Origin of the sequence: Desulfomonile tiedjei DSM 6799 (assembly GCF_000266945.1) — a bacterium.
GTDB classification, from domain to species: domain Bacteria; phylum Desulfobacterota; class Desulfomonilia; order Desulfomonilales; family Desulfomonilaceae; genus Desulfomonile; species Desulfomonile tiedjei.
The window spans coordinates 5141175-5168116 of record NC_018025.1 but is presented as its reverse complement, the minus strand read 5'-3'; the positions used below and the strand labels follow the sequence as shown (position 1 = coordinate 5168116).

General features: G+C 49.4%; 29 protein-coding genes and 1 other RNA gene. 16 read left to right on the top strand and 14 right to left on the bottom strand.

Annotated elements, in window-relative coordinates:
* Positions 1 to 63 precede the first annotated feature (63 nt).
* The 4 genes from DESTI_RS22110 (at position 64) to DESTI_RS22095 (ending at position 4631) form a co-directional block, all read left to right on the top strand.
* A complete protein-coding gene (locus tag DESTI_RS22110) occupies positions 64 to 2829 on the top strand; it encodes a bifunctional transaldolase/phosoglucose isomerase (RefSeq protein WP_014812206.1) in 2766 nt (921 codons plus the stop codon).
* Positions 2830 to 2985: 156 nt separating this feature from the next.
* Positions 2986 to 3288: a hypothetical protein gene (locus DESTI_RS22105; protein WP_014812205.1), complete on the top strand. Its 303-nt coding sequence runs from the start codon at positions 2986 to 2988 to the stop codon at positions 3286 to 3288.
* The gene (locus DESTI_RS22100; protein WP_014812204.1) at positions 3278 to 3922 is read left to right on the top strand and encodes a methyltransferase family protein; all 645 of its coding nucleotides are present in this window, start codon (positions 3278 to 3280) and stop codon (positions 3920 to 3922) included. Before DESTI_RS22105 ends, DESTI_RS22100 begins: the two co-directional genes overlap by 11 nt.
* Positions 3923 to 4358: 436 nt before the next feature.
* Positions 4359 to 4631 (top strand): hypothetical protein, encoded by a 273-nt coding sequence (locus tag DESTI_RS22095; protein WP_014812203.1) that lies wholly within the window; start codon positions 4359 to 4361, stop codon positions 4629 to 4631.
* 346 nt (positions 4632 to 4977) lie between these two features.
* Here the strand turns inward: DESTI_RS22095 and DESTI_RS22090 are convergent, their stop codons facing one another.
* From DESTI_RS22090 to ffs, 6 genes are all read right to left on the bottom strand, one after another.
* Complete coding sequence (locus DESTI_RS22090) at positions 4978 to 5664, bottom strand: class I SAM-dependent methyltransferase (RefSeq protein WP_014812201.1); 687 nt, start codon at positions 5662 to 5664, stop codon at positions 4978 to 4980.
* A gap of 9 nt (positions 5665 to 5673) precedes the next feature.
* The gene (locus DESTI_RS22085) at positions 5674 to 6630 is read right to left on the bottom strand and encodes a UbiA family prenyltransferase (protein ID WP_014812200.1); all 957 of its coding nucleotides are present in this window, start codon (positions 6628 to 6630) and stop codon (positions 5674 to 5676) included.
* A gap of 57 nt (positions 6631 to 6687) precedes the next feature.
* The gene (locus DESTI_RS29280; RefSeq protein WP_014812199.1) at positions 6688 to 7410 is read right to left on the bottom strand and encodes a DUF2231 domain-containing protein; all 723 of its coding nucleotides are present in this window, start codon (positions 7408 to 7410) and stop codon (positions 6688 to 6690) included.
* A gap of 119 nt (positions 7411 to 7529) precedes the next feature.
* Positions 7530 to 7856: a hypothetical protein gene (locus DESTI_RS22075; protein WP_014812198.1), complete on the bottom strand. Its 327-nt coding sequence runs from the start codon at positions 7854 to 7856 to the stop codon at positions 7530 to 7532.
* A gap of 98 nt (positions 7857 to 7954) precedes the next feature.
* Positions 7955 to 9694: a DNA polymerase III subunit gamma/tau gene (gene dnaX, locus DESTI_RS22070; RefSeq protein ID WP_014812197.1), complete on the bottom strand. Its 1740-nt coding sequence runs from the start codon at positions 9692 to 9694 to the stop codon at positions 7955 to 7957.
* Between the two features lie 47 nt (positions 9695 to 9741).
* Positions 9742 to 9824, bottom strand: an RNA gene (gene ffs / locus DESTI_RS30235) — signal recognition particle sRNA small type.
* 470 nt (positions 9825 to 10294) lie between these two features.
* Here ffs and DESTI_RS22065 point away from each other — a divergent pair.
* From DESTI_RS22065 to DESTI_RS22010, 12 genes are all read left to right on the top strand, one after another.
* The gene (locus DESTI_RS22065; protein ID WP_014812196.1) at positions 10295 to 10849 is read left to right on the top strand and encodes a Spy/CpxP family protein refolding chaperone; all 555 of its coding nucleotides are present in this window, start codon (positions 10295 to 10297) and stop codon (positions 10847 to 10849) included.
* A gap of 969 nt (positions 10850 to 11818) precedes the next feature.
* Positions 11819 to 13546: a sensor histidine kinase gene (locus DESTI_RS22060; protein WP_014812194.1), complete on the top strand. Its 1728-nt coding sequence runs from the start codon at positions 11819 to 11821 to the stop codon at positions 13544 to 13546.
* Between the two features lies 1 nt (position 13547).
* Positions 13548 to 13925 (top strand): response regulator, encoded by a 378-nt coding sequence (locus DESTI_RS22055; protein WP_014812193.1) that lies wholly within the window; start codon positions 13548 to 13550, stop codon positions 13923 to 13925.
* A gap of 1 nt (position 13926) precedes the next feature.
* A complete protein-coding gene (locus tag DESTI_RS22050) occupies positions 13927 to 14589 on the top strand; it encodes a sensor histidine kinase (protein WP_014812192.1) in 663 nt (220 codons plus the stop codon).
* Positions 14590 to 14713: 124 nt separating this feature from the next.
* The gene (locus DESTI_RS22045) at positions 14714 to 16198 is read left to right on the top strand and encodes a helix-turn-helix domain-containing protein (RefSeq protein WP_014812191.1); all 1485 of its coding nucleotides are present in this window, start codon (positions 14714 to 14716) and stop codon (positions 16196 to 16198) included.
* 156 nt (positions 16199 to 16354) lie between these two features.
* Positions 16355 to 16807, top strand: coding sequence for a response regulator (locus tag DESTI_RS22040; protein WP_014812190.1), 453 nt, complete (start codon positions 16355 to 16357; stop codon positions 16805 to 16807).
* A 21-nt stretch (positions 16808 to 16828) separates the two neighbouring features.
* Positions 16829 to 17257, top strand: a complete 429-nt coding sequence (locus tag DESTI_RS22035) for a response regulator (RefSeq protein WP_014812189.1) — start codon at positions 16829 to 16831, stop codon at positions 17255 to 17257.
* A 334-nt stretch (positions 17258 to 17591) separates the two neighbouring features.
* Positions 17592 to 18545, top strand: a complete 954-nt coding sequence (locus tag DESTI_RS22030) for a sulfite exporter TauE/SafE family protein (RefSeq protein ID WP_014812188.1) — start codon at positions 17592 to 17594, stop codon at positions 18543 to 18545.
* Between the two features lie 47 nt (positions 18546 to 18592).
* Entirely contained in the window at positions 18593 to 19021 is a 429-nt protein-coding gene (locus tag DESTI_RS22025) for a hypothetical protein (protein WP_014812187.1), read from the top strand.
* Positions 19022 to 19175: 154 nt separating this feature from the next.
* Positions 19176 to 19724 carry a CBS domain-containing protein gene (locus tag DESTI_RS22020; RefSeq protein WP_014812186.1) on the top strand — a complete coding sequence of 183 codons (549 nt, stop codon included), beginning with the start codon at positions 19176 to 19178 and terminating at the stop codon, positions 19722 to 19724.
* A 79-nt stretch (positions 19725 to 19803) separates the two neighbouring features.
* A complete protein-coding gene (locus DESTI_RS22015) occupies positions 19804 to 20067 on the top strand; it encodes a hypothetical protein (protein WP_014812185.1) in 264 nt (87 codons plus the stop codon).
* Entirely contained in the window at positions 20067 to 20984 is a 918-nt protein-coding gene (locus DESTI_RS22010; protein ID WP_014812184.1) for an HhH-GPD family protein, read from the top strand. The genes DESTI_RS22015 and DESTI_RS22010 overlap by 1 nt, the downstream gene beginning before the upstream one ends.
* A 161-nt stretch (positions 20985 to 21145) precedes the next feature.
* Here DESTI_RS22010 and DESTI_RS22005 read toward each other — a convergent pair whose 3' ends face one another.
* From DESTI_RS22005 to DESTI_RS21970, 8 genes are all read right to left on the bottom strand, one after another.
* A complete protein-coding gene (locus DESTI_RS22005; protein ID WP_014812183.1) occupies positions 21146 to 22147 on the bottom strand; it encodes a hypothetical protein in 1002 nt (333 codons plus the stop codon).
* Entirely contained in the window at positions 22147 to 22722 is a 576-nt protein-coding gene (locus tag DESTI_RS22000; RefSeq protein ID WP_014812182.1) for a DUF6932 family protein, read from the bottom strand. The genes DESTI_RS22005 and DESTI_RS22000 overlap by 1 nt, the downstream gene beginning before the upstream one ends.
* 193 nt (positions 22723 to 22915) lie before the next feature.
* Positions 22916 to 23095 (bottom strand): type II toxin-antitoxin system HicB family antitoxin, encoded by a 180-nt coding sequence (locus DESTI_RS21995; RefSeq protein ID WP_014812181.1) that lies wholly within the window; start codon positions 23093 to 23095, stop codon positions 22916 to 22918.
* The gene (locus DESTI_RS30955) at positions 23086 to 23247 is read right to left on the bottom strand and encodes a hypothetical protein (protein WP_014812180.1); all 162 of its coding nucleotides are present in this window, start codon (positions 23245 to 23247) and stop codon (positions 23086 to 23088) included. Before DESTI_RS30955 ends, DESTI_RS21995 begins: the two co-directional genes overlap by 10 nt.
* Positions 23244 to 23534 (bottom strand): nucleotidyltransferase family protein, encoded by a 291-nt coding sequence (locus tag DESTI_RS21990; RefSeq protein WP_014812179.1) that lies wholly within the window; start codon positions 23532 to 23534, stop codon positions 23244 to 23246. Before DESTI_RS21990 ends, DESTI_RS30955 begins: the two co-directional genes overlap by 4 nt.
* Before the next feature lie 795 nt (positions 23535 to 24329).
* Positions 24330 to 24629 carry a nucleotidyltransferase family protein gene (locus tag DESTI_RS21980; protein ID WP_014812177.1) on the bottom strand — a complete coding sequence of 100 codons (300 nt, stop codon included), beginning with the start codon at positions 24627 to 24629 and terminating at the stop codon, positions 24330 to 24332.
* 118 nt (positions 24630 to 24747) lie between these two features.
* A complete protein-coding gene (locus tag DESTI_RS21975; RefSeq protein ID WP_014812176.1) occupies positions 24748 to 25818 on the bottom strand; it encodes a serine hydrolase domain-containing protein in 1071 nt (356 codons plus the stop codon).
* A gap of 10 nt (positions 25819 to 25828) precedes the next feature.
* The gene (locus tag DESTI_RS21970; protein WP_014812175.1) at positions 25829 to 26917 is read right to left on the bottom strand and encodes an alpha/beta hydrolase; all 1089 of its coding nucleotides are present in this window, start codon (positions 26915 to 26917) and stop codon (positions 25829 to 25831) included.
* Between the last annotated feature and the right edge of the window lie 25 nt (positions 26918 to 26942).

Sequence of the window (26942 nt, the reverse complement as noted above, 5' to 3'; positions counted from 1 at the left end):
ATTCTTAGCCACACTTTCTCGATCTGTCAAGCGAATACGTGGCAACCAGACCTGGAGGCAGCTATGAATCCATTGCGGGATCTCGTCTACCTCGGCCAAGCTGTATGGTATGACAATCTCAGCCGCGAACTGTTGCGTTCGGGCGAACTCCGCAGAATGATCGAAATCGATGGCGTTACGGGTGTCACTTCAAACCCCTCTATTTTGGAGAAAGCATTACGGGAAGAGAGAATCTACGACAACGACGTTCATAATCTGGTCGATACCGGTCTTGGCATAGCTCAGATTTATGAAGAGCTCGTGATTCCCGACATCCAAGAAGCTGCAGACACACTCCTGCCTGTTTACGAAGAGACCCGCGGACGGGATGGATTCGTCAGCCTGGAAGTCTCACCGGAATTGGCGTACGACACAGAGCAGACCATAGCCGAGGCGAAACGGCTGTTCTCCCGGGTCGACCGAAAGAATCTCATGATCAAGGTTCCTGCCACTGCCGAGGGACTGGATGCTGTAATCGAGTTGATAGCGGAAGGAATTAACGTCAACATCACACTCATCTTTTCACTGGATCAGTATCGGGACACGATCGATGCTTATCTCAGAGGCCTTGAAAAACTGGCCGAAACCGGGCGCGATCTTGGGAATGTCGCTTCGGTAGCGTCTTTTTTCGTGAGCAGAGTGGATACCGTTGTGGACGAGCAATTGAAGGATAGAACCGATCCCTCCCATAGATCTGTTGGCCTCAGCATGTTGGGGAAAGCGGCGATAGCAAATGCTAAGCTTGCATACAGTATTTTCAAGGAGACTTTTGAATCCGAGTTATTCGAAGATCTCAAAGCACAAGGGGCTCAGCCTCAGAGAATCGTTTGGGCGAGCACCAGTACGAAGAATCCTGACTACCCGGATACGTACTATGTCGATGCGTTGATCGGTCCCCACACTGTAAACACGATACCTCCGGCGACTCTGCAAGCTTTCAGGGATCATGGGCGTCCGAGTCTTTCATTGGACGGAGGTGTGGAAGACGCTCGATCCCTTTTCCGCTCGTTGAAATCCATGGGAATACATGTGCCCGATCTTCTGGACAAGCTTCTGCAAGATGGATTACGGGCATTTGCCGGGTCGTATTTGAAAATCATGAAAGACATCGAAACAAAACGCACCCGTTTATTGCGAGGATGGGGACATCGATCGGCATCGCTCGGAGAGCTTCAACAGGATGTGGATGCGCTTTTTAAGCAATTTGACGACAAGAACGTTGGAGAAAGTATATGGAGCACTGACACCTCCGTTTGGACCGCTGACCCGAAGGTGGGGTCTGCAATAGCACAACGACTTGGATGGCTGCACGTAATCAATCGCATGCAAGAGGAGCAGCCCAAAATTAAGGAATTCGCGCTGGAAATCAAGGAATCGGGAATAGAATCCGTTGTTCTCCTCGGCATGGGTGGTAGCAGTCTTGTTTCGGAGGTCTTTTCGTCCTGTTTTGGGGTCATTGACGATTATCCCGTGTTGAAAATTATAGATACAACTGTTCCCGGAGCAATCCTGGACATGGAACGAAGTCTTGACCTGAAAAAAACCATGTTCATCGTGGCAAGCAAGTCCGGCACAACTGTGGAAGTGATGTCGCTCTACAAGCATTTCAGAAAACAGATGGAAGCAGCCGTAGGTGACCAGGCAGGAGATCATTTCATTGCCATAACGGACCCAAACACCCATTTGGGCAAATTGGCGGCACAGGGCAAATTCAGGCGCACGTTTCTTAATCCCCCGGATATTGGGGGGCGTTTCAGTGCTCTCTCATATTTTGGTCTTGTCCCTGCCGCTCTCATGGGTATCAATCTCAAGAGATTGCTGATGAGAGCCGACCAATCTGCTGAGGCTTGCGGACCGGAAGTGTCCTCCCTTGAAAATCCGGGTACTTGGCTTGGAACGATCATCTCGGAAGCAGCGCTTCATGGTTTCGATAAACTGACTCTGGTCATTTCTCCGGGACTGGAGACTTTTGCCAACTGGCTAGAGCAATTGGTTGCCGAAAGCACGGGAAAAGAAGGCAAAGGCGTTCTTCCCATCGCGGGTGAAGAAGTCGGACTTCCGAATTCATATGGGGACGATCGGGTTTTCATATACATACGCCTGGACGGAGACGATACCTACGATCAAGCGATGTCGGATTTGGAACAGGCTGGACATCGCGTAGTTACCCAGCGCATGCATAATGCCTACGATCTCGGCCGGGAAATGTTCAGGTGGGAATTTGCCACCGCGATTTCAGGGATCATATTGAAGATCAATCCATTCGATCAACCAAACGTGCAACAATCGAAAGACATTACAAAGAAGTATCTGGAAACTTTTATAAAAGACGGCAGAATGCCCGCTGGCGATTTTCTCACCTTAGACGATCCGAACATTTCCGAGAACCTCAGAAACTTTTTTGAATCTGTAAGACGCCGTGATTATGTAGGACTTAATGTATTCATGCGAGCTAACGGCGAGAATAAAGATCTGCTCGAACAGATGCGTTCGAATATTCGTGATAGGTTCCAGGTAGCAACTACCGTGGGTTTCGGTCCAAGATATCTGCATTCAACAGGGCAGATTCACAAGGGCGGGCCGGATACGGGAATATTCCTGCTTATCACGTGCGAAGATAGCGAAGATATTCCAATCCCCGGGGAAAAGTATTCGTTTGGAGTGCTCAAGACAGCGCAGGCGTTGGGAGACTACGAAGCTCTAAAACAGACCGGACGCCGAATCAGACGGATTCATTTGACATCTGAAGCAGAACTCAGCAGATTGGCAGAAGCGATTAAAACCATCTGAAAAGCGAATCTATTGCAGGACTGTCCCGGAAACCGCATACTGAGAGAGCGATTTGGTCGGCTCTTACAGAGAGGATCTCTCACGTGAGAGAGTTCTCCGGGGTAAGGACTTGTCGTGTTGAGAAGAACGAAGAAGTTCGGTTGCACGTGAGGAAAGATGCTGCACAGTGACTATGGAGTGAAGCCAAGCGCAGAATTAAGCGAATACCAGAAACGCATAGAGAACATTGAAAACGTGATCTTGTGTGTCTCCGAGGCCGAGAAGATGATTGAAGATATCGGTCTTGACCTGGTCTCGGAAGACGACAGCAGATCCGACGTCGATCTTGAGAACAAATTCACGGGTAAATTTGTTCCTATCCGATCCGCGCAGCAGGAATCTGTCCCACCCCCGCTTGCTAACCAGTCCAGGCCGAGACGTAAACGCAGAAGACATTCCGGGAAGGATTATGGATTCTGATGGTGATGCGTTTGCGCGATTGTTCACGACTGCCATCCTTTGGGGTTCCTGGTGCGTCGTGCATTCACTCCTCAATGAAGAGGGGCCCATCAGGAAGACCGGAATCCTGGACACCGGCTTCAAACGATACTATCGGTTGGCATACAGTATCTTTGCAGCTCTGAGTCTGACCGGGCTCTGGTGGATTACTCCATGGGACAACGGAAAAGCGCTGTGGCAATGGACAGGTAATCTTCATTACATTCGACTTCTTCTCGCCATTGTCGGCATCATACTGCTTATTCTCTCCTTTCAGTATATCGGATTCATTGATTTCCTCGGGCTACGAGCTCTTGGAACCCACGGCAACAGAAAACGCGGCAGAGATCGACTCATCACCTGGGGAATTTATGGATGGATAAGACATCCGCAGTTTCTCGGAGGTCTCATGCTCCTGTGGGCCCGTGACTTGAAACGCACGGATTTCGTCATAAATATTGTTCTCTCGGCTTACCTTATTATCGGCGCCCACATTGAAGAGAAACGACTTCTCGCGAAATTCGGCAAGCAGTATGTCGCGTACATGAAAAAAGTGCCTCGATTCCTTCCAATTCCTCGATCCAGTGCTCACACCGATCCTGGTCCGAAGGATTAGGGCCAATGTGGATCGGGTAGGGGTCCCGCGAAACGCGAGATGGGTGCCCGGTAGCGACCGGCCTCCGTGCCGGTCATCCGGGACGGCTGAAGATGTGCCGGCACGGAGGCACGGCACCCACCAATATTCCTAATCTTCAATCGGACACTAATTTTGGCAATTGCTAGTGCGCCCGCAATATCAGGACAGTTAATGAAGCCGATGCAGTTCACCCGTGCAGACAACGGGTTCACCGCATCCAAGCTGAAGCCTGGATAAAGCCAATGCCTTCACTACGGTGCTGAACTAAGGACATAATCCATTTACAAAAAAGCTTCCCCAAATCTCACTGCTTTGAAGGTGCATTGATATGAATAGATTCTTAAACGCCCTTTATGCTATTGTATGCTGAAGGCCGTACCTGAGCCGGCATTCACAGAAGTCAGAGGGCACGAACATGAAAAGGGATCGGCTGGTTATGTGTGGGTGGATTATGGGTCTTCTGATACTCATGTCGTGCATCCAGCCCGGGTTCGCCCAGGTCAGGCAAGAACAACGTATAGAAGGCGTCAGTTTCCGGGAATTAGCTGAATGGCAAACACGATATGGAGGCGGAATTTCCGGTTGTTACCCTGCACCTGCTCCTGTTCTTATTCCCGGTCCTCCTCCCGATCTGTACGGGGCCTCGTGTAAACCCGTCCGCAAGAAGAAACGTTCGGGCCGAAAATAGGCAGCGAACATCAAAAAATAGTCATCCCGACAGGTTATAGCAATTGTCGAAATTAATGTCCGATTGAAGATAGGAGTATTGGTGGGTGCCGGCCTCCGTGTCGGCACATCTTCAATATAATAAATGATATCAATAAAATGGACCGGCAGGGACGCCGGTCTCCACTGATATCTTGAATTGGAGTGTGAGATAAACGTCGGAATTTTTGGCAATTAGTCTAACTGCCATGTCTTCGCGATCTGCCGGATTCATTACGCATCTTCTCGAATCACGCTCATATTATCGATGCGTCTTCCAAATCAGTAAGATTTGGGAAACCCTTCTTGTAAGAAGGGTTTCCCCGGTCTTACTCTTTTGATTTTCGGGCAGCTCCCACGATTCCGAACTTCGATCCGGTCTCCACTCCGTCCACAAGAATCAAAGATTCTTTTCGGAGCGTCTCCAGGAATTGTGTTGGGCTGAATCGATCCTCGGTGGGGTGTCTCACGATGTGTTTCATCAAGAAATTCGCATAAAGTGGGGGATAGATTTCTTCGAAGAAGAATAGCCCCCCCGGCCGGAGCACTCGGGAGAGTTCGGCAATGCAGCGACGCCAGTCAAGAACGTGATGGATGATCCCGAAATTAACGACAGCATCGAAAGAGGAGTCTCTGAAAGGCAAATCCTGTGCGTCTCCCACGTAAAAGGAAACCCTGTTCGCCAATGATTGCGGCCTGTGTCTCACTGCTCTTCGAATGAGCTTTTCTTCGAGATCGAATGCCGCAACACTCTGAAATCCCATATCCCTCGCCAGGAGAGCGGCCCCTCTACCCAGACCGCAGCCGATTTCCAGGGCATCTTCTACGTCAACCATTCCGGTAAGTCTCAGCCATTTCCGAATTTCTCGCTTCTGAAAGAACACGCGAACCGGACTGTAAATCCACACTCGTTCCGGCCAGTTCATGAGCATTTGTTCTTTGTCGGTGAGAGATTTCCAGTTGAAGATGGTGCGGAAGGGTACCACGGGTCTATGGGGATCGTTGCTGCATTTCATCAGGTCACACTAGAAAGGTAAAAGAGAGATCAGAGCGATCACGAGAAAGCCAAGCGGCATATAACTTGCCCTGTTAAAAAGGGAAGCAGCAGTTTCCGGACCGGGATTAAGGTAAACCTGTCGAGCGGGCTGCAACAGGAGTTTCCATGAAAGCACCGCGGCTCCGAATGGGTAGAAGAAATTCAGGCCCGGACCTGAAAACCAGTACATGAGGATTCCTGCAGATGCAGCAACCGAAATACCCGCCAGGAGGATGAAAACGGATTCCTTCATGCCGAGGATCGTCAATGTTGTTCGAGCCGAGACCTTTTGATCCGCTTGCATGTCTACGATATCGTTAGCAATATTCTGTCCACCGATTTCCCAGGCCCCAAGCCATATCACCAACAGCGCAACAAAGGCCGGATCAGGGTGAGGTTCTACTGCATACAATCCAGCGAGACCACCTGTAGCTTTCACGATGGTGGAGGGAATTATCTTGAGATGACTGATCCGAAGCATCTTGCAGTAGATAACTTCCATGCTTGCTGCGAGGACGAAAAGGATGACGCAAAACGGATTTAGCCACCATGCGCCTGCCAATGCTATGAGAGACCACAAAGCAAACCAGGCCAAACCGGTCTCGAAGGAGAGTGCTCCCTGGGCAACCGGATGTCGCATGAGAATTTCATCCACACGGACTGTCTCAGGGGAATTCTCCGTGAGACCCAATCGTTGCCGATCTATTTTGCAGTCTACCAGGTCATTGAGTGCGTATACTGCAGTGTACCCGGAAAAAGCGGTAATCAACCCTACGAGGGTCACAGAAATCGGAGGAAACCCACCGAGCCACAACACCGCGGCCAATGCCGGGGTACACATGTCCAAGACCGCATGGGGCGTACGCGATAGCGCAAAGAACAGTCTCCAGTCGGCTGACCAGAATCTGTTCAGTATGCTGGAGGCTTCCGCATTTGTTTGATTCATAAGATTCCTTTTTCCCGCTGATTGCCGACATCCGCAGTACAGGTATCAATTCCTGCATCAGTGAGAATCATAGGGAAAGACAAGTTTGCCGCCGAGAAATCCTATCCTCGCGGCCAGAACAGCCAGGATCGAGACGAGCAGAAGGTAAATCAGCACTGGAACTGAGGTAAAATTTACAGGTTCCTGCACCGCCATACCTCTCGTCACACCTGCGAGGACGGCCAGTATGAGTGTAACCCAAGCCAGGCGGCGTTTTGAAGCAATAATCGGTGAATCATGGAGATCGTAATTTATCCACCAGGTGAAATACCCGGTCGCAATTGAAGGTGGAATCGATACTGTGGCCACCAGGACACAACAATATGCAGCCCATTCGGTTCTTGCAGAACCGAAAACGATACTCAGCACAACCAGAAAAGGGGCTATTGTAAGAAACCCGACAGGGACGTGGACGACGGCAGGATGAGGATGTCTTCTGAAAAAAGGGTACGTGTCAAGAAGATCTTCCACCCGCGCTTTCAGCGGGGAAGATGGTGCTTGCAAAGTGGGCGTGTAAACACCTATTGATTGAAATCGGTCCAGCACATCCAACCCATGGGGAGCGGAGATTATATCCATACTTAGATCGGTTCCCGCCTGATGGCGTTTCATATGATTTCCACCAGCCCACCGCTTGCTTGCGGACACATCATACACCGTGCCGTTGACTGCGACAAAAGCGGGTCTGTTTTCACGGCCATCGTTCTTGGCAAGCCCCTCTCGGTCAAACTGTCTATCCACGGCAGCCCCCGAAAAAGATCACATTCAAAACTTGCAGACGGTTTTGTTTTGCTGCACGGTCAGAGTGAGGCGACTCACCCGACCGTGTACAATCAACTCTATAAGGAAGTGAATTCCAACTAAATGAGTGCGTGCAATTTCCAGCGATGTTCGCCGGCAATCTGATCGATCTGGAACTGGTCACCGTCGGAATAGTTCTCGAGAAGGTCTTTCAAGATGGTCGTCAGTTTCAGGGTGAACTTGTCCTGCTTCTCATCAGATTCATCGGATATCACGGTGACTATCAACTGAGTGTTTTCGTCAGAATAGATAGCTTGTTTTCCAACGAAAATGCGAGGATACCTCGGATTGCTCGATAATTCGCAGTTACCAAGTTTTTCCACGGCTCGGGGTTGTCTGGGCCCGGCAAGGTGCGAACGTCCTGAGCAGCTTTTACATCCAGCCATAATAACATCTCCTCATTAGATCGTACTAGCAGGTTAGAAATTTGAGTCACCTCTGTCAAGAAGGGATCTCCTTGAATTTCAAGATCCCCCTGACCCAATCACATCTTAGGCAACGCTAAGATCTTGATATCCTCTACAAAGCTTCCGTCGAATTCCGAGAGAATGGCTTTCGTTATAGGATTCTCGACTGCTTCCGTTTTCAGAGCGCGGTTGAAGTCGCTTTCTCCATCCGAAGGCCCTGCATAGGGATCTTTGGTGTCCAGGGAGGTGGGAGCCGCCAACGTCAAAATTTTGATGTGCGCTCCTCCGAAGAAATCCTGCAGCAAGGTGCCAAGTTCCGGCTTCTTAGCCAACCTGGACTCGAAGCTTTCTTTATGAATCTTTTTGGTGAAACCGATTTCAACTTCTGTAGGACCGAACAAAAGCAGATTCCCGTGATCCATTACGGACGGCAAAATGGATTCGTTTTCAGACCTGAACCGATCCTTGAGATCTGCCCATACCTCATCCGGACTTCCGGACGGAAGCGGCATGATCTGAGTGATGGTGAACGTCTCCGGGGGAATATCTTCCGGAGGATCCGGTCGAGTATCGGGTACTGCAGCCACAGGCCGCAAAGTGCTCGTTTCAGCCTTCTTCGATTTTGGAGGGGGCTCCGACGAAGGTCTGGGTTTCGGACTTGCCGGAAGACCCTTATCAATGCGGCGGATGATCTCTGCGAGATCGGTGAGTTCAGGCGCATACGCCATCTTGAGGATGGTCATCTCCATGGTCACCCAGGGATTTCCGGAACGCCTGATTTCTCCTTCACTCTTCAGAAGAATGCTGAATAGGTTTTGGAGTTCCTGGGGTGAAGAGCGTCCGGAAATGTCCTCCATGTCTTGAATCTCGGAAGGCGGCGCTTCAATCAAACCTTCTGTTCGAGCATTCCGGGGAATACTCCGAGCTACAATGAGATTGCGGACATACTGGATCAAATCCATCACGATTTGTTCCGGATCGAATCCTTGCTGAAAGAGTTCGTGAACGATCTTCAAGGACTCTGCAGGATCCCTGTCCAGCACAGCAGTGACGAGTCTGCCGAAACAGTCTTTCCCGACAATTCCGAGGATTTGCGTCACGTCCTGGACAGTTATCCGCTGAGACGAGAATGCGATAATCTGATCCAAGAGACTCAATCCATCCCTGAACGAACCGCCCGCCTCCCGTGCGAGCAGGATGAGCGCTTCCTCTTCGGCCTGAATCCCCTCCTGCACCAGGATTTTTTCCATTCCGTCGGCAATTTCTTTGACCGAAATAGTCCGAAAATTAAACCGCTGGCACCGGGAGTTTATCGTGGGCGGAACCTTGTGGGATTCTGTAGTGGCGAAGATAAATTTCACGTGTGACGGCGGTTCTTCAAGTGTCTTGAGCAACGCGTTGAATGCATTGATCGAGATCATGTGGACTTCATCGATGATGATGATCTTGTACCGGGAAGCTACAGGCGGGTACTTTATGTTCTCATTGATCTCACGGATATTTTCCACCGACGTATTGGATGCGCCGTCAATCTCCTGAACATCGACGGAGGTCCCCGAGCTTATCTCTTTGCAGCTCGTGCATGAATTGCAGGGATTCGGATCGGCTGCGTCGCGGCCCGAACAATTGAGCGATTTGGCCAGAATGCGTGCAACCGTGGTTTTGCCGACGCCGCGTACACCGCAGAATAAGAAGGCATGCGCTACCCGACCCGAAATGATGGAATTCGAGAGAGTCTGAACCACATGGCCTTGTCCGACTACTTCGGAGAATGTGGAGGGTCTGTACTTTCTTGCGAGAACCAGATATGATGGCATTTGTGCGAGGCATCCGATGCCGTGAGAAACGACCACGGCCGGTGATCGGGATTGAGGGCCGGTCCCCGAGATTACTTCCGCTGCTTCCTTCCGGACCTGACGGGTTCAGTAACTCCAGACCGCCCTCTCCGACCACCGGCTATGGCCGCTTCACCGGCGCGTTCGGGAAGGATCGGCAAAACTCAGCGAGTGTACCAGATTATTTCCGCGCTCGTCAAGATCCAGGCAAGAACAATCCGGTATTCTTCCCGCGTGGAGTCCGGAACGATTGACAATCCTTAGTGCCGAAACCTGATATTAAGATCCTGTTGTACCCATTCCCCTGCACTGTGAAGGGGTTCACACAATACATATTGTATCTGTCCGTTTTTTTTCCGGACAGTTCCCCGGATAACAAAATTCAACCATAGATTCGGCACACATTTCAGGCCATTCCAGGGTACAGTGGAAGTGCCGACAAATCGCGATCTCTTCATCGACGCGTCTGAACAGGTGCTTCACTCCGTAGTCCGCAATTCAACGTGAATCTTTTTCATCAAACCATTTAACGCGAATCCTTCTTCTCAGTCAACACAAGTAATAAACCATGAGGAGGCGATTATGAAAATCGTGAAGGTATTGTTTTCCTGTGCACTTATGACTGTTTTGCTGATGGCTGCAGATATGGGGTTCGCGCTGCAAAATCCTGCCTTGCAGACACCGGGTCAGGAATTTCAAAGTCCGCTCCCGGGGCCGGGTGGTCCGCACTCTTTCGATCCATCCGCGACCGGACACTGGAAAAGGCACCGGCACAAAGTGGATATGAAAGAAGCGTTGGGGCTGAACGATCAACAACTCAAAGATATGCGCGGACAGTTCGCTCAATTCCGGGACCGCACCAGGAAATTGCGTACCGGCTTGCACGCACTCAAAGATGAAAAACGTACAATGATGATTTCGGGGAAGATCGATCAGGATAGAATGACCAAAATCGATGATGAAATGGTGAAGCTGAAAAGTGAAATGCTCCGCGAACGTTTGAAGCTTCAGAGGGATCGACTCAGTCTGCTCAGCTCGGATCAGGTCGATCGTCTGGCCGATCTCTTGAGCAAACGCCAGGTTCGCGGATTCTTCGGAGATAAGTCGCATGGGAGAGGCCACAGGCACGAAAGATAACGGAAATTCGGCATTGATCGATTCTTAGGAACTTGAGGAGAGGGATTTGTTCCAAAGTCCCTCTCTGTCTCACAGGCGCGCTAACCTTTCAACTCTCTTTCGCAAAGAGATTATAGCGATTGCTCAAAATTCTGACGCCTATCCCGCGCTCGAAAACAAAGATACTAGTGGTCACCGGGGTCACTGCGTCCCGAAATTGTCTCAAAAATCGAAATTTATCCGAGATAGTGGCACGAATTCTCATCATCTTCCCTGCTTGAGTGTAGGGGCGGACCTGCGTGTCCGCCCAAATTAGGGCAGACGCGTGGGTCTGCCCCTACTACTACGGGTATCAAATCGTGGCACGATGTTCTTGTGAGTTCATTTGAGACAACCTCCGGAGGCCGGCACCCACCAATACTCTTATCCTCAATTAGACGTTAATTTTTGCGATTGCGGCGCTAATTTATTGCATATCAGTCGTCCTCCTGGACTCAAAAATCATCATTTTTCCTTAACCGCCATGAATCGCCAGTGCATTTTTCCGCGTCTCGCACGGGATTCGTTCGAAACAACCAATCAAAGACACCGTCAATCAGTGCATTTACTTTTCTGCCTCTTCCTACAGATTCAAGAGGGAAACCGGCGCGCCTAGGTCGAATTCGACAAGTGTTACAATAATAACTTGACTTTTAACTGCGGCTCCTTTACACCTGAAATGGGAGGGGACACTTTAAAAACCTTCCTTGTGTGAATCACGTGTCCCAGCCTTTCTCTCGTAGTGACAGACTGCCACGACGACCGGGAGACGGAAGTGACCGCCGTACGCGGAAATGGAAAAAATGTGTAACAACACGCTCACGGGTGCAATCTTCGGAAAAGTCTGGCATCATAAGGTCCATCCTGTGACTGAAGCTACTTTTCCGGAAACGTGATTAATGTAAACGTTTTTCAGAAACATTTGAGCTGTCCCTCTTTGTCTGAGGAATCATGAACCTGAGAAAATTCATTCCGGCGCCCTGCAGGGGTCTTCTTGAAATCCCCGAGGAGATTCAGGGACCTAGACGTTACACGATGATACGGAGAAACATTTCAATTCTCATGTTTCTCATAACCTTGGTCCCGCTGTCCCTTATGGCTCTGATTAATTATCACCAGTATCAATCGGCCCTCAAAGATGAAGTCCTGAACCCTATCCGAGTGCTCGTAAACAAGACCAAACACTCCTTTGAGCTTTTCCTGGGAAACAGGCTGGCAACCGTGCGGTTCATCGCATCTGCTTATACATATGAGGATTTAGCGAACGAAAAAAAACTGAACCGCATCTTCCGTGTGCTCAAACAGGAATTCGACGGATTCGTCGATCTTGGACTCATTGATGCAAACGGAGTTCAGGTCAGCTATGCAGGCCCGTACGATCTGAAGGGAAAGAATTACGCAAATCAGGGGTGGTTTGAGCAACTTAAGGTAAACAGTGTTTATATAAGCGATGTATTCATGGGATATCGAAGATTTCCGCATGTGGTGGTCGCCGTATATCATCTCAGTGATTCCGGTGAGGCGTGGATTGTGCGCGCAACCATTGACACTCGCAGGTTTGACGAACTCATCGGCAGCATGGGACTCGATACTCGAACCGACGCATTTCTTATCAGCAGAAACGGCATTCTTCAGACTCAATCCAAGTTCTACGGAAATGTTCTCGATGAGCGGCCGGATTTGATTCCTCCGGCCAGCTACGAGCCTGCAATCGTCGAACGCACCGATTCAACCGGTAAAGACGTATTGGTGGGGTACGCCTATTTCAACCGATCCGATTTCATACTTATGGTGGTGAAGCCCAAGGCCGAGGTATTGAAGGCTTGGTACACCCTGAAAAGTGAGCTTCTTCTGGTGTTCATAGGAGGTGTGCTCGTCATTGTGTTCGTGGTGATACGCCTGACACGGGTGCTCGTGGAACGACTGCAGATCAGTGATGAAAAACGAGAGTTGGCGTACCGGGAAGTACAGCATACACACAAGCTCTCATCCATCGGAAGACTGGCAGCCGGTGTGGCCCACGAAGTGAACAATCCCATGGCGATCATTAACGAAAAAGCGGGGCTCATGAAGGATCTGATTCAGTTGAACTCCGATTTTCCCCAAAGAGACAAATTCCTAGGCTTGGTCCAGGCGATTACCGCTTCGGTGGACAGGTGCCGGAACATAACTCATCGACTCCTCGGTTTTGCGAAAAGAATGGAAGTGCAAATTGAAGTCCTGGATGTGAACGAAGTCTTGCAGGAGACCCTGAGCTTTCTCGAAAAAGAAGCACTTCACCGAAACATACAGATAAGCCTGCATTTAGCGAAAGACCTGCCGCGGATAGCTTCAGACCGCGGTCAGATTCAGCAGGTCTTTCTTAATATTCTGAACAACGCCTTTGCCGCGGTCAAAGACGGAGGAACGGTCGCCATGGCCACCTGGGATAAGGATTTCAATTTTGTGGGCATTTCTTTCCAGGATGATGGCATAGGGATGTCCGAAGACACTCTGAAACACATTTTCGAGCCGTTCTTTACAACAAAAAAGGTCAACGGGACGGGGCTCGGTTTGTCGATTACATACGGTATTGTGAAAAAACTCGGTGGAGAAATTGAGGTTTTTTCCAAACCGGGACAGGGCACGAGATTCCTGATTTTCCTTCCCAAGACCCCAAAAGAAGGAGTGGAAAGCTGACATGAACTGCAAGGTGCTACTTGTCGATGATGAAAAGGAGTTCGCTTCCACTTTGGCCGAGCGACTCGATCTCAGAGGTATCAGCGTAGATGTAGCAAACAGCGGGGAAGATGCATTGCGGAGTCTTTCAAAATCGGTCCCCGAAGTGGTTATCCTCGATTTGATGATGCCGGGAATGAACGGTCTGGCGGTTCTCGAAAGAATCAAGCAGGATTTTCCTCAAATTCAGGTCATTCTTCTTACCGGTATGGGTTCCGTATCGGAAGGAGTGGAGGGTTTGCGGCTCGGTGCATTCGATTACTTGATGAAACCGGTTCACATCGAAGACTTGGTCGCAAGAATCAAGGATGCGGTAAGCAAGTCCGAGCGAGAGGTTTGATATGGAAAAAACGGAGTTCATGGGCAAAATCACAGCAGGTGTCACCCATGAAATAAAGAACGTTCTGGCAATTATAAAGGAATCCGCAGGTCTACTCGAAGACCTTTTGTTTTTGGCAAAGGATAATACTCCATTGCCTCGTGAAAAGGTTCAGCGCACTCTGGGCCGTATTGCCGAGCAAGTGCAGCGAGGGGTCGATCTCTCCACAAAACTGAATGCATTTGCTCATTCATCCGATGAAATCTCCGCGAGTGTGGAGATAAATCAGGCTGTTTCCCAGGCCGCGCATCTCTGTAAGAGATTTGCTCGACTCAAGGAAATCACACTGGATGTGAAACCTGCTGAAAAGAGCTCAAGCGTCACGACAGATCCCCTGCTTCTGCAAATGCTCCTGTTTCAATGCATGGATCTTCTCATGCATGGATCGGGTCCCGGCAGCACGATTGAATTACGAGTCCCGGATTCTTCCGAACGCAAATGTGTGGAGATTACGGTGCTTCCAGGGGAAATCTCGAACAAGCCGGCCGAGAACCCACGGCCTGCTGCAGGCCCCCTCTTGAATGCAGTCCACAGAACCGCATCCGCGCTTGAGATTCAAGTTGAGACTGAAGATTCCCCTCTCAAAGTGAGGGTTTGTTTCCCCGGGCGCGGCCAAGGGAATTGAGAAACAAATTATGGAAAGCTACATCTGTAAAGTTAAGGATCGCGACCCCGTTTTTTTGGAAAAAGGAATCTGTTTGTTACAGAAATAACTTGCCACATATGAACCAAGGTGTTACAAGAAGAGCATGGGAAAAAAGACACAAAATCTCCCCATGACAGCGGATGAAAGAGAACTGCTGGAAAGCTGGATTCGAGCCAAGACTACACCTCAACGCGTTGTCTTTCGTGCTCAGATTTGCCTGTTTGCAGCAGACGGACTGCCCGCTACGGAAATTGCCGACCGCATGAAAACCTCCAGACCTACAGTTCTGCTCTGGAGGAAGCGCTTTCAGGAGCAAGGTCCGGAAGGTCTGACAAAGGATGCACCCAGAGGCCCCAGTTCGAGGAAATTGGACCCGGAAGTCAGGGAAGCCATCGTTCAGGCAACCTTGAATTCGACTCCACTGGATGCTCCACACTGGACGACGCGGACTTTGGCAAAAGCCCTCGGTGTGAGTAACGCCACTGTGGCCAGGATCTGGAAAACGCTCGGAGCGGCTTCCCGGAAGAAACGCGGTGGTAAACGCCAGAAGGAAAAGCCTTCGGAAAGCAGATTTGTCGAAATTGCAGGAGTGTACCTGAATCCACCTGTCAGGGCCTTTGCTCTGAAGTTGGAGCGAGGCTCGTTTCAGAAGTCCTTCGGATGCAGCTTCAGTCCGGAGAAAAAGTCGACACAACTGCGGGATTCCGCAATCGGGTGTGATTCGTGCTTATCCGAATCCCTTAAGCTTCTGAATTCAGTTGTTACCGGGCACAGTGACCTTGACGCAGCCACAGCGGGATTGTGGAGCTTTGTGCACCAATTGGAGTCTAATATTTCAGATGGCGGCGAACTTCATCTTTTCCTTGAGGACGCGGATTCGGTGAAATATTTGGTCGATAATGGATTGGGCGCGTTGCCGAACATCTGCGTTCAGATCGTTCCGCGGGGGTATCTTTCCGGACATGATATACAAGAGCTTTTGGACGGCACGGCAGGAAACAAGAGAGATTCTTCTGCTGCCGGTGTGTCCGATCTTGTGGCTGCAGTAGATGCATATATTCGGGAGCAGAACGGTTCGGGCCCGTTTTTGTGGTCCAAAAAGCCCAATATCCTGGAAGGTCCGGAATTATGTAAAGTTATCTTGGAAACACTACGCCACTTGACGGAGTTGAGCGCAAGCATGGCATGGCAATACTTCAACCGACCTCATTTCGCTCTAAACAAAGAGGAAGCCATGAACTGGAAACCAAAGCTCGAAAGCTGGTTTGCCGCAGCCGCCTTTGCAGAGGAAGGCGAGCACAAGACCGCTCTGCAAATAGCGGAAACCCCTATTCCTGAAACCCGGGAAGCCGTCAGCATCCTACCTTCGCTCAGTACTGCATTTGCTGCCGCAGCATTTGCCGAGGAGAATTGTCACGAATACGCGGCCGAGATCTTGGCGGGAGTGGCTCGTAAAGCTTCATTCCTTGAGACCGTAGGACTGCAGCATGCAAAAGTGTTCTATGGAATTGCCCACTATCAAGAATCGTTTGTGGAAGCAGTAGGGCTTTCGGGAGTCCGACTCAAATATCTGACTGTTACTATGTGACAAACATACTCTTGCTGCTTGTCCACATAGATTTCGCTATCAACAAGTTTGTTTCGGGGTGCGTACGGGAAATCCTGTTCGAAGGGTATCTGTTTTATCCGAAGCAGCCCGTTTGATTCGACAAAGCTGCGGAAACAGCCGAAGCTGGAGGATACAATGCAAGAATTCAAGGTGCTTATGGTCGATGACGAGGAAGATTTCGTCACTACCCTCGCTGAACGAATGAAAATGCGAGATCTTTCGCCGGATCTCGCTCTGAGTGGAGAGCAGGCGCTCCAGCGAGTGCAGGAAGATGTTCCCGATGTCATGGTGCTCGACCTTAAAATGCCCGGCATAGACGGAATGGAGGTGCTACGGCGCGTAAGACAAGCATATCCGCAAGTCCAGGTCGTCGTTCTCACAGGTCACGGTTCCGAGAAAGATGAAGCAGAGGCGAAGCGGCTTGGCGCTTTTGCGTATCTTCAGAAACCCGTGGACATGGAGAGGCTCGTAAAAACGCTCCGCCAGGCATACAAGAAAAAATTGGAAGACACTATGGCGGCTGCTGCATTTGCTGAAGAAGGTGAGTTTCAGACAGCCAGGGAAATCATAGACGAAAAGAACAAATGATGAGAAGGGAGGCCACTTATCATGGACGTGAAAGTGCTCCTTGTCGATGATGAAAAAGAATTCGTAGAGACACTGGCGGAACGAATGGAAACCCGGGGACTCAAGGTATCGCGAGCATATTCCGGCGATGAATGTCTCGAGCGAATCTCCGAAGAAAAAGCGGATGTAGTGATTCTCGACGTGCTTATGCCGGGCAAGGACGGTATCGAAACGCTAAAGGAGATCAAGCAAAAATATCCTTTGATCGAAGTCATCATGTTAACCGGTCATGGAACCATAGAAACAGCGATAGACGGCTTGAAGCTGGGAGCTTACGACTATTTGATGAAGCCCACGGAAACCGCGGACTTGGTTTCCAAGATTCTCAGGGCGTACGCCCGAAAATCCGAACAGGAAGAACGTATTCGCCGCGCCGAGATCGATAAGATTGTGGCGGCAAGAGGCTGGTAGACGGATATTGAGGTACTCACTCTTGTAATAGAAGGAGGGCTGCGCTTCCACAAGCTGCATTACCGATCGAGATTCTGCCGGGAATGCTGATCAAGACTTTTCCGGGGTAGCTTGATTTTCAGTGCAGTGTTCTCTCGTCCGAAAAATTGGAGTGAGATCTGGGGGAACTTGACCCGATCTGAATCGGATTGGGTCCATTGATGACGTCGGAAGGGTGCTCGACCGTTTTCCGACGGCCAACGGGTGAACTTTTGCCTTAAACGGCAGCTTTATAGATCAGGCTAGATGTTCGGGACTTTTAAAGATTACTCGTGCATGAGGGCAGGAGCTTCAAATGACAAAACGTGGAAGGCATTTCCTGATCGTTGCGGCGGTCATGGTATCGGTCCTTTTCCTGGGACAGTGGGCATGTGCGCAGACATCGCCGATGGATCCAGGCGGATCGGAGTACGGATGGTGGATTTGGCCGGTACTTCTGTTAGTCGTTACCTTTGTAATGGGGGTAGCGGCGGTGCTCGGCGGAGTTGGAGGAGGAGTCCTCTTCGTTCCTATTATCAGCGGATTTTTTCCATTTCACCTGGATTTCGTGAGAGGAGCGGGTCTGTTGGTCGCTCTAGCAGGAGCTTTGGCAGCCGGCCCGGGACTATTGAAGATGAATCTTGCCAGCCTGAGGCTTGCCATGCCAGTGGCTCTCATTGCTTCAGCCTTTTCCATTATCGGTGCAATGATCGGGTTGGCTCTGCCGACAAAGATTGTTCAAATAGCGTTGGGGGTGACAATCCTCGGCATTTGCGCATTGATGTTGACTGCAAAGAAATCCGAATTGCCGGACGTACCGCAGGCTGACTGGATTTCAGCCGCGCTGCACATTAGTGGGGTATACCAGGAGGCAACCACAGGGCAAATTGTCCAGTGGAAGATTCACCGCACCTGGCAAGGGCTGCTCCTATTCATCGCAATTGGAGTCATGGCCGGTATGTTCGGTCTCGGAGCAGGCTGGGCAAACGTTCCTGTACTAAACCTCCTTATGGGAGCACCACTGAAGATCAGTGTGGCTACGAGCAAGTTCCTGCTTTCCATAACAGATACCTCCGCGGCATGGATCTATCTGAACAACGGATGTGTCATTCCATTGATAGTAGTTCCTTCTCTCGTGGGAATCATGCTCGGATCGTTTGTCGGCGTGAGACTCCTGAAAGTGGCAAAACCCACTGTGGTTCGGTGGATCGTTATAGCTATGCTGGGTTTCGCAGGATTGAAAGCTCTGCAAAAAGGAATATTCGGCTGACCAGGGCGTGAGTCTGCTCAAATACGGTTACATTTGGAGGCAAATATATGACCGATCATCTTGAAAAATCCTTGCAACCGCGACAAGAACAGCTCGTGTACGCCGGGATTCTGGAAAAAGGCATGTTCTTTGGTCTTCTGCTGGTAATTTTCACGTACTGTCTTTATGTATTTGGCTTTTTAAAGCCCTATGTGCCGGCATATGAAGTCACCAAATATTGGAATATGAACGTTCATGATTACCTGCATCACTTCGGACTGAAAGACGGTTGGACATGGCTTTCCTTAATAGCGTACGGGGATTACTTGAATTTCATCGGAATCGCACTGCTTGCCGGTGTCACTATTATCTGTTTTTTAGCCATAGTGCCGGTTCTTTGGAGAAATGACGATAAATTGTACGCAGTCTTTGCGCTCGTCGAAGCTCTGATTCTAGCCTCCGCCGCGAGCGGGATTCTGGGCTCGGGAGGCCACTGATATTGCGCTTTCAAAGCATAAGATGCTCGGAGAAACACTTCTTACAGGGTTCCCCACGTATTACTGCTTTGATTTGCGAGTCGGTATGAGTACTTTCGATTTGGATGAAGATTGTGGCGATGCATTTGGACTTGCGGATTGAAAGGAGACTTCCATGCCAATTGCAAAAAAGGTGAGGGACCTTTTGGTTCCTTTGAGCGAATATGCGAGTACCTATGTTGACGATTCATTGAGACAAGCAGTGCCTAAGCTGAGAAAACTCTACTGTCAGATTGAAGAAGGAAAATGTACGCAAGCTGGGCACCGAAATATCCTTGTTTTGAACAAATCCGAAGAATTGGTCGGCATCCTCAGCTTCAAGAGCATCATAGAAGCGCTTGTCCCCGAGTTGGCGGGAGGCATCGCAACTCGATTGGAGTCTGCGGAAATATCCATTGCTTTCGCTCAAGCGGATGCGCTCGATTTGGACGAAGCTCGTGCAAGTTTCAGGGCTCGAGTGATCCGGAATGCCGAAACGAAAGTAAAGGATATCATGCTCAAAGTACGGGGCACGATTCAGGCGGATGCGGATCTCATGGATGCCATAAAGCTTATGTACCAGAATAGAATCACAGTATTGCCTGTATACGAAGATAAAAAGTTGATTGGGGTGGTCCGGGAATCGGATCTCTTCCTTGCGGTCGCGGACGTGCTGAGCGATTGATCCACTGTTTTAGAAACTTGTATCCGGGCTATTATTGCCCCATACTCAGAAATATACTTTCGCGTGAGGTTTTGTGCTCATGAAGAGATTTCTGATTATGGGGCTTTTTATATGTGCAGCGCTCTTCTCGGGCTGTACGGAACGGCAGCGGCAGGATTACAGTCACTGGAAATCTGACCTGGTCGGGCTGAAACGGACCATTACGCTGTATGCGGCAGATGGGAAGCAGATTAAATCATGGTCCGGAAGGTATAAAGTAGAGGTCGAAGGTGGATCCGCTCGGTTCATACATGACGGCAAGGCGATCATAATTGCCGGGACGTTTATCATTGAAGAAGAATAGTGCCTCGATTCAACACTACCAAGAATAATCCTTCCATCCCTGAAGGCATTTCCCGAAATGTCTCATACGCGGATTCCAATCATCCTGAGCTTGACTCTCGGGCGATTCACCTGTTTCGGGAAAACATATGGATCCACTTCCGGGAGCACGGTCGGGAATTGCCCTGGCGGAAAACTGACGATCCGTACAGGATTCTTGTCTCTGAAATCATGCTGCAGCAAACTCAGGTCGAACGGGTCCTGGGCAAGTACGAACATTTTATCTCTGCTTTTCCGGATTTTGCTTCATTGGCTGAAGCTCACTTCAGTCGAGTGCTGGAACTATGGCAAGGTCTGGGATACAACCGGCGGGCTAAAGCTCTGCAACAGACTGCCTGGAAAGTGATTGAGGATTTCTCGGGAACACTCCCGGCCTGTCAGGATACCCTAAAGACATTTCCCGGTATTGGCGCTGCGACGGCTGGAGCCATAGCAGCATTTGCATTCCGAAAACCGGTCGTGTTCATTGAAACCAATATCAGAAGAGTGTTTATTCATTCCTTTTTTCCGAAATGCGAATCTGTAAGAGACACCCAGATCCTTCCCCTCATTGAACTCACCTTGGACACATGCAAAATTCGGGAATGGTACTATGCGCTCATGGATTACGGAGTTATGCTCAAGCAAACTGTATCGAATCCGAATCGCCGGAGCGCCCATTATTCCGTACAATCCTCCTTCCAAGGTTCGGATCGGCAGATTCGAGGTAACATTCTGAAGCTTTTAGTGAAAGCTCGACAGCTTTCCGAGCAGGATCTATGCAGTGCTTTGAACGAACCGCCTGAAAGAGTGAAAGGTATAGTTGATGCGCTTGTGAGAGAAGGATTTCTCGATCGAAACGGCACTCACATTTCTATCGCAGACATCAAGGAACAGTAGAAATAAAGCGGGAGAGGTGTACTCCTCTGGCATGACCTTTTAGGTGGAAAGTACTCGTCACCAGAAACGAGATTATCCTTGAGGACGGACTAATAGGAATCCAGAGAGGATAAGCATGGGGGATACGGATCAGATTGGAGATAAAGGAATTAGACAAGCAATCATTCAAACAAGTTGATGGTTTCTTCGCTGCTCTCTTTCGGAGCCTCAGAAATAGTTTCTAACGTCCAGTTTACGCTGGGTTTGTGGTCAACCTTACTCTTATATTTTGTGATTTGCTTGATCATGGCATTGACATTACTCCCCAGAGCAATTTGTTGTATCTGTTGCTGGGCATCTGGCGCAATTGGACCCCAATATGTGATTTCTTTGGTTCTAATCCTAAAGGTATGAGCGTCTATGTTTCCGGCAACAAGGATGCCAGCCACTCTTAGAATCTGCTTTGTTTCCTTTTCCGCGACGTCCATCCATCTGGTGCGCTCTGCTGCCTTTTCCGCGCTGAGTCTGGTGGGATACGGGTCAACCTTTGTCCTCAATTTTACAGTGGCTCCTCCATTGGCAACGTTGCGGAGGAGTCTTCGATAAGCGGTTCTTGATGCAGACCGCGTAATTAAATCGGTGAGCTCTTCATCAGGTGTGGCATCATCAAATAGTCCCCGCAAATCTCTAAGAGCAATCTTATGTCGCTCAGATACTAAGAGGTCATCAGTTTGTCTTTGTGGAACTAGTTTGAACTGAACAGTGAATGACGAAGCACGCCATCCAGTGATCATAATTCTACTGTCTAACAAGCTACTTTCTGGTAATTCTTCACTAATTCTCGATGTCGCCCCAGCCGCAAAAGTAACGCGATCTGCAAGTTCTTGTAAATCTGCCAAAAATCTACCAAGAAAATTTGCAGCTATCATATGATCTTGAACCGGTTCCCCTTCTAAAGAGAGTTCAAAATCATTATCAGAGCCCAATAATTGAGCGGCATGCAGTTCTTCTTGTAAGGCTAATCGCATTTTGTTTACAGAACGCAATCTAAACCGATGCGAAGCAGTATCTTCTGTTTGCTCAGCAAGGACGTCCTCTATCTTCTTAAGATCACGTAATTCTTCCATGATCTCGTGCGGGAGCCGAGGAGCCAGTTGATCGCCATGTCCAATTTCGATAGACATTACTCGATCCTTTCTGTCGAAATGATAGGTGCAGCCCATTCCTCACCCAAAGTCATTTCCAGAAAGCCTTTCCGTTGATTCGTTTCAACTCTGTATCCAGTGACGGGATCTTCAACATATGTCTTAGCCAACCACTTTCTGTAGTGGTTACGAAATATTTCTGAATCCCGATGTTCAGGATGACCCAAAGGCGCACTGAGAATCAGGATTGAGTGTGTGGCATACTCGGACTGAGTAGAACGTTGTCCGTCTAGCAGACGATCAATTTCATCCTGATCGTCTTTGGTAAGGCTATTGTAATAATCCGTATCACAAAAGCTAACAACGTCCACGTCATGTGGATTCATTTTGTTAGTGACGAATGAACCGTCTACCCATTGCCTAATAGCCTTTATTAATGGCCGAATTTCTACCCTCCACCTCGTGAAACCATCAAAAATCATCTCACGTGTAATGGCTTCTGGAAAAGACTCAACAAAGTGGAAAAATAACCCGTTGTCACCACATGGATAAATTCCTTCAGGAAGGTAACCGTCACCGTTGAAATCAGGAATTACACGAGGGAGAAACAACATCCAACTTGTCCTCCACTAAGCTAATCCCGAAATCTTATCACATAAGCTTTGTTTATGTCCCCACTTTTCTATGTTGTCCTACATAAGGAAAACATACGCGCTCCTCGCGCGCCAGTCAAGAAAAAGTACTATTTTGAAGAATCATCATGCGTTTATGAGTCTCGCGTTTGTGAGTACACAACAACTTCTGTTATCAATTCTCGAGGCTGGCAACGTGAGCTTCATCAAGGCACAAATCAATGGCTTCCCTGATTCTTTCCATGAGGGTATCCAATGATTTAGCCTGTGTATGACAGCCTCGAAGCTCTGGAACTGTGGCCACATAGAATCCTTCTTCATCGCGTTCGACAATCACGTTAAAAGCTATTTCCATGTATTGTCCCGTCCTTTAGGTATCAGAGCCTGGGTGCCACTGACCTGCGTTTTGCGATCAGCCAGGAAAGAATTCGTGCCGTCAATGGTGAACTGCAAAATGTGATCGATGCACTCCAGGATGTGTACGAAATATAGCCGATCATCCTTCATAAGGGAACCGCCTCCTGCAATACTCGGTCCCGAATATACGAATGCAAAGCCCCAACCGTGACAACATGGACCCGCCGTCCCAGTAATTCTTCGAGATCGGCTATGAGCCCTCCTGGGAACCAGGGGGAAGGGTTTTCGCCAACTTCAACAAGAATATCGATGTCGCTGGTTTCCCTCGTTTCTCCACGAGCTACGGAGCCGAACAGACGTATATTCTTGGCCCCATGTCGGTGAGCGATCTGCAATATCTCTTCTCGTTTTTCTTTGATCAATTGTTCAATTTCCATGATCGACAACCTTTATGCCAATTTCTCTCACCAATCTCCATCGTCACCTTGGGTCCTGGCTTGCAACCAGTATTTGCGAGCTAGACGATGGGCTGACAAAGTAGCTGTTGCCCCAAAAAAGAGTATCAACAATATTGGAATTATTGGAGTCTCTTTGGTCCGTGGACTCATCGGTGGTGGGGCAATTACATCTAACGAATCGAGTAAACCAAAAACCCCTGCTGACAAGGAGAACATTGAAAAAACCAGTACCAGCCATAATGTGAATTTGCTGAACGGCTTGTTGTACCAGGAAAGTTTTTCTCGAAAGCTTAACCTTTTAAACTTAGCTTCGCTGAATGGTAGTCCGCTGATAAGCGCTCTCAGTCTCAAGTGATACCATAACGTCGATAGTATCATAGCAAAGAGCATCCACAGTACTCCGAGAAGAGGGTACACTATGATGGCACCCAAAATACCTATAGAACTATGGAACTTCAGGAGCCTCTTTAAATCACTTTCTGAAGATTGGTCCGGTAACATACGGCCCCTGCCCCAAGCAAGCCACGGAAAAAATACGATTCGACCGGCTTCGTCTTTCTGGAAGTGCTGGTCCACGTAGCCTGCCGGTAAGAATTCAAATTGTATGGCCATTCTTCAATCTTTCTTTGCATGTCCCTAAATTAGGGGCAGAGCAACGCCAACAATTTAGTTTTCCATAATCGACGCAGTTGAACCGGAATTATATGACGATCTTGCCGCTTCAGCGAACATATATTTCAGCGAGGTCTGTATCAGTCACGATGCAGACTTATCTCATCCCTCTGCATAGAGGACCTCCGCTTCGGCCAGGACCCGATCTCTTAACCGTCGGTTGAGGTACTTGGGATTGATGAGGTCCACTTTCCTGCCGCCCAGCAGCGCTGATAAATCTTCCTCTATGTCAACTATTTCCCATCCAGGGGTATGGTCCGGTGCGAACTCCACGAGAACATCCACATCGCTATCTGGTCCAAAATCGTCCCGAACTGCTGAACCAAAGCAGGCCATCCAACGAATATGACGTTTACGGCAGAATGCCGTGAGCTTCTCTTTAGGCACATCTATGTGTATCATGGTAAAACCTCGCTGATTCTCAAAGAATAATCCTTTCATTCGGCCGTAGAAGATCGCAGAGCACCTATAGTCTTGTTTGTTGTTCGGGAATGCGGAATTGCAGAACCGAATGTGATCGTCATTCCAGCATTTCAATAATGGTATTGTAAACGAGAGGGCGGAATTGTTTGATGCGGAGGTCGGATTCCCCCATAAAGACCCGGTTCGTGAGGAGTACGCCAATTATTTCCCTGGGAATATCAATCCACAGAGAAACGCCTGTGAAACCCGTATGACCTATGCTGAAACGAGAGAATTTCTCTCCACTGGACGAGCCTTCAAGAGAAGGAGTATCGAAGCCAAGCGCACGAGAAGAGCCTTCTACCAATCCGGCCGGCTGGCAAAACTTATGGATGGTGTCGCTTCGAAACAGGCCTTCAGGAGTCTTTAGGGAATGCAGAAACTCGGATGCAAGCGATGTCACACCTTTCAGAGTTCCGAACAATCCCGCATGACCTGAAACTCCGCCCAGCGACCTCGCATTGAGATCGTGAACCAATCCGGGAGGATCGCTGTACCTGGTCCATACAGCACGGCTGTTGTTCGCACCGGGCAGAAAAATGAGATCGTCATTCAGTCCCATGGGCTCATACAGGTTTTCTGCGACAAAGGCGTTGAAATCCTGGCCGAATTGTTTTTCGACGATGAAAGCGAGCAGCATAAACCCGAGATCGGAATAGATTGACAGCGTTCCGGTCGCGTATTCCAAAGGCTCGGAAAAGATCCGGTCGAGCATTTCACTACGGGAATTGGAACCGTGCAAATAATACGGTCTCCATGCCGGAAGGCCGGAACAGTGAGCCAGGAGATGTCTCGGAGTTATCTCCGATTTGTCGAGGGGTACGTCGGCTAACCAACGTGAGATACTGCTGTCGATTACACCTGGTTCCCGCTGCTCCATGAGCATCCAGGCAGGAGTGACTGCGAGGATTTTGGTGAGAGAGGCCAAGTCAAAGAGACTATCCGGTCCGACACTCGGGGTTGTCGAATTTCCCAGGTTTCCACAATATTGTTCATGAATTGTCTTTCCTGAACGGGAAACCGATAATGCCCCAGCAGTAAATAGTGATTGTTCGCAGCCGCGATTCAGCAAGACCTCGAGATCGCGGAATCCCACAGGATCAAGCGTTTGACATGGGGCGGCTCTCAAAAAGAATACCTCACCTGAGCACCTGATCGTGGAATGTAAGAAGCGAAATCGCTCCAGGTCCCTGGTTGAAAATATAATCGTGCGGTCCTGAAAGGATCAGGTACGCATGGGGAATTCTCTTGGAAACCAGTAATTGGTGCAATTTCTGGACAGACGCGGCCATTACGTCCTTATCGCTAGTGACAAGCTGTATTTGTCTGTGTTTCAAATGCTCGGCATTCCAGGTTACCAGATCCCGGTAAATATCCATGTACGGACCGAATGCTCCCTGAACCGATCCAATACTGGAGAATACCTCCGGGTACTTGAATCCGTAATACATGGAACGCGATCCGCCCATGGAAACGCCATCAACACCGATCAACTCCGGTTTCACACGGTAATGCTTTTTCAAAGCGGGAATTAACTCGGCCATGACAAACGCTTCGTACTCGGGAATCTCAGGTCCGGTCAGCCTGGCGAGAGGAGGTGACGCGGGACACGCGAGAATTACTCCCTGATAAGGCTTTGCTCGCAACTTGAGATTGAAATCCTTCAAATGAGCCGGCGTAACCAGGCCCCTGAAATGAGCCGTTTCCAGAGATTTTCCTGCCAATGCAACAACTGCATCGTCGGTTTTGTAATAATGGAGCCACGCGAGAGACCCCTGTTTCGGAGCCAAGGCACATTCAGTCGCGCCGCCGAAAACGATTACCAGCGGATAACTCTTGTCCGGGTGTTCAAAATAGTCTAATGGCAAACTCACTGCAGTGACATTTGATGGAATACGTTTGGACTGAAGGATGAAGTACTCTGCCGGAGTCTTGTATCCCTGGATCTTCTCGGTAACCGCAACGCCATCGGCAGTCGATGCCGGTTCCGTTTTGATGTCGTCAATTTTCCTGTCAATCTCGGGTTCGACGGTCTTTTGGGGCTCGGCTGGCGCTGGGGCCGGTTTCGGCTTTTCGATCTCGGATTGAACCTGCCGGGATTCGGAAACGGGAGCAGCCTTTTCCTGGGAGGAACACGCCCCCAGTGCGATCATAGCGAGAATCGCCACCACAATGAGGACGCGAGCGGTCAAGAATGACGCCTTGTTTCTCAAATGTGTCTGTATCAATTGGAGCCCCCTGTTCGGGAATCAG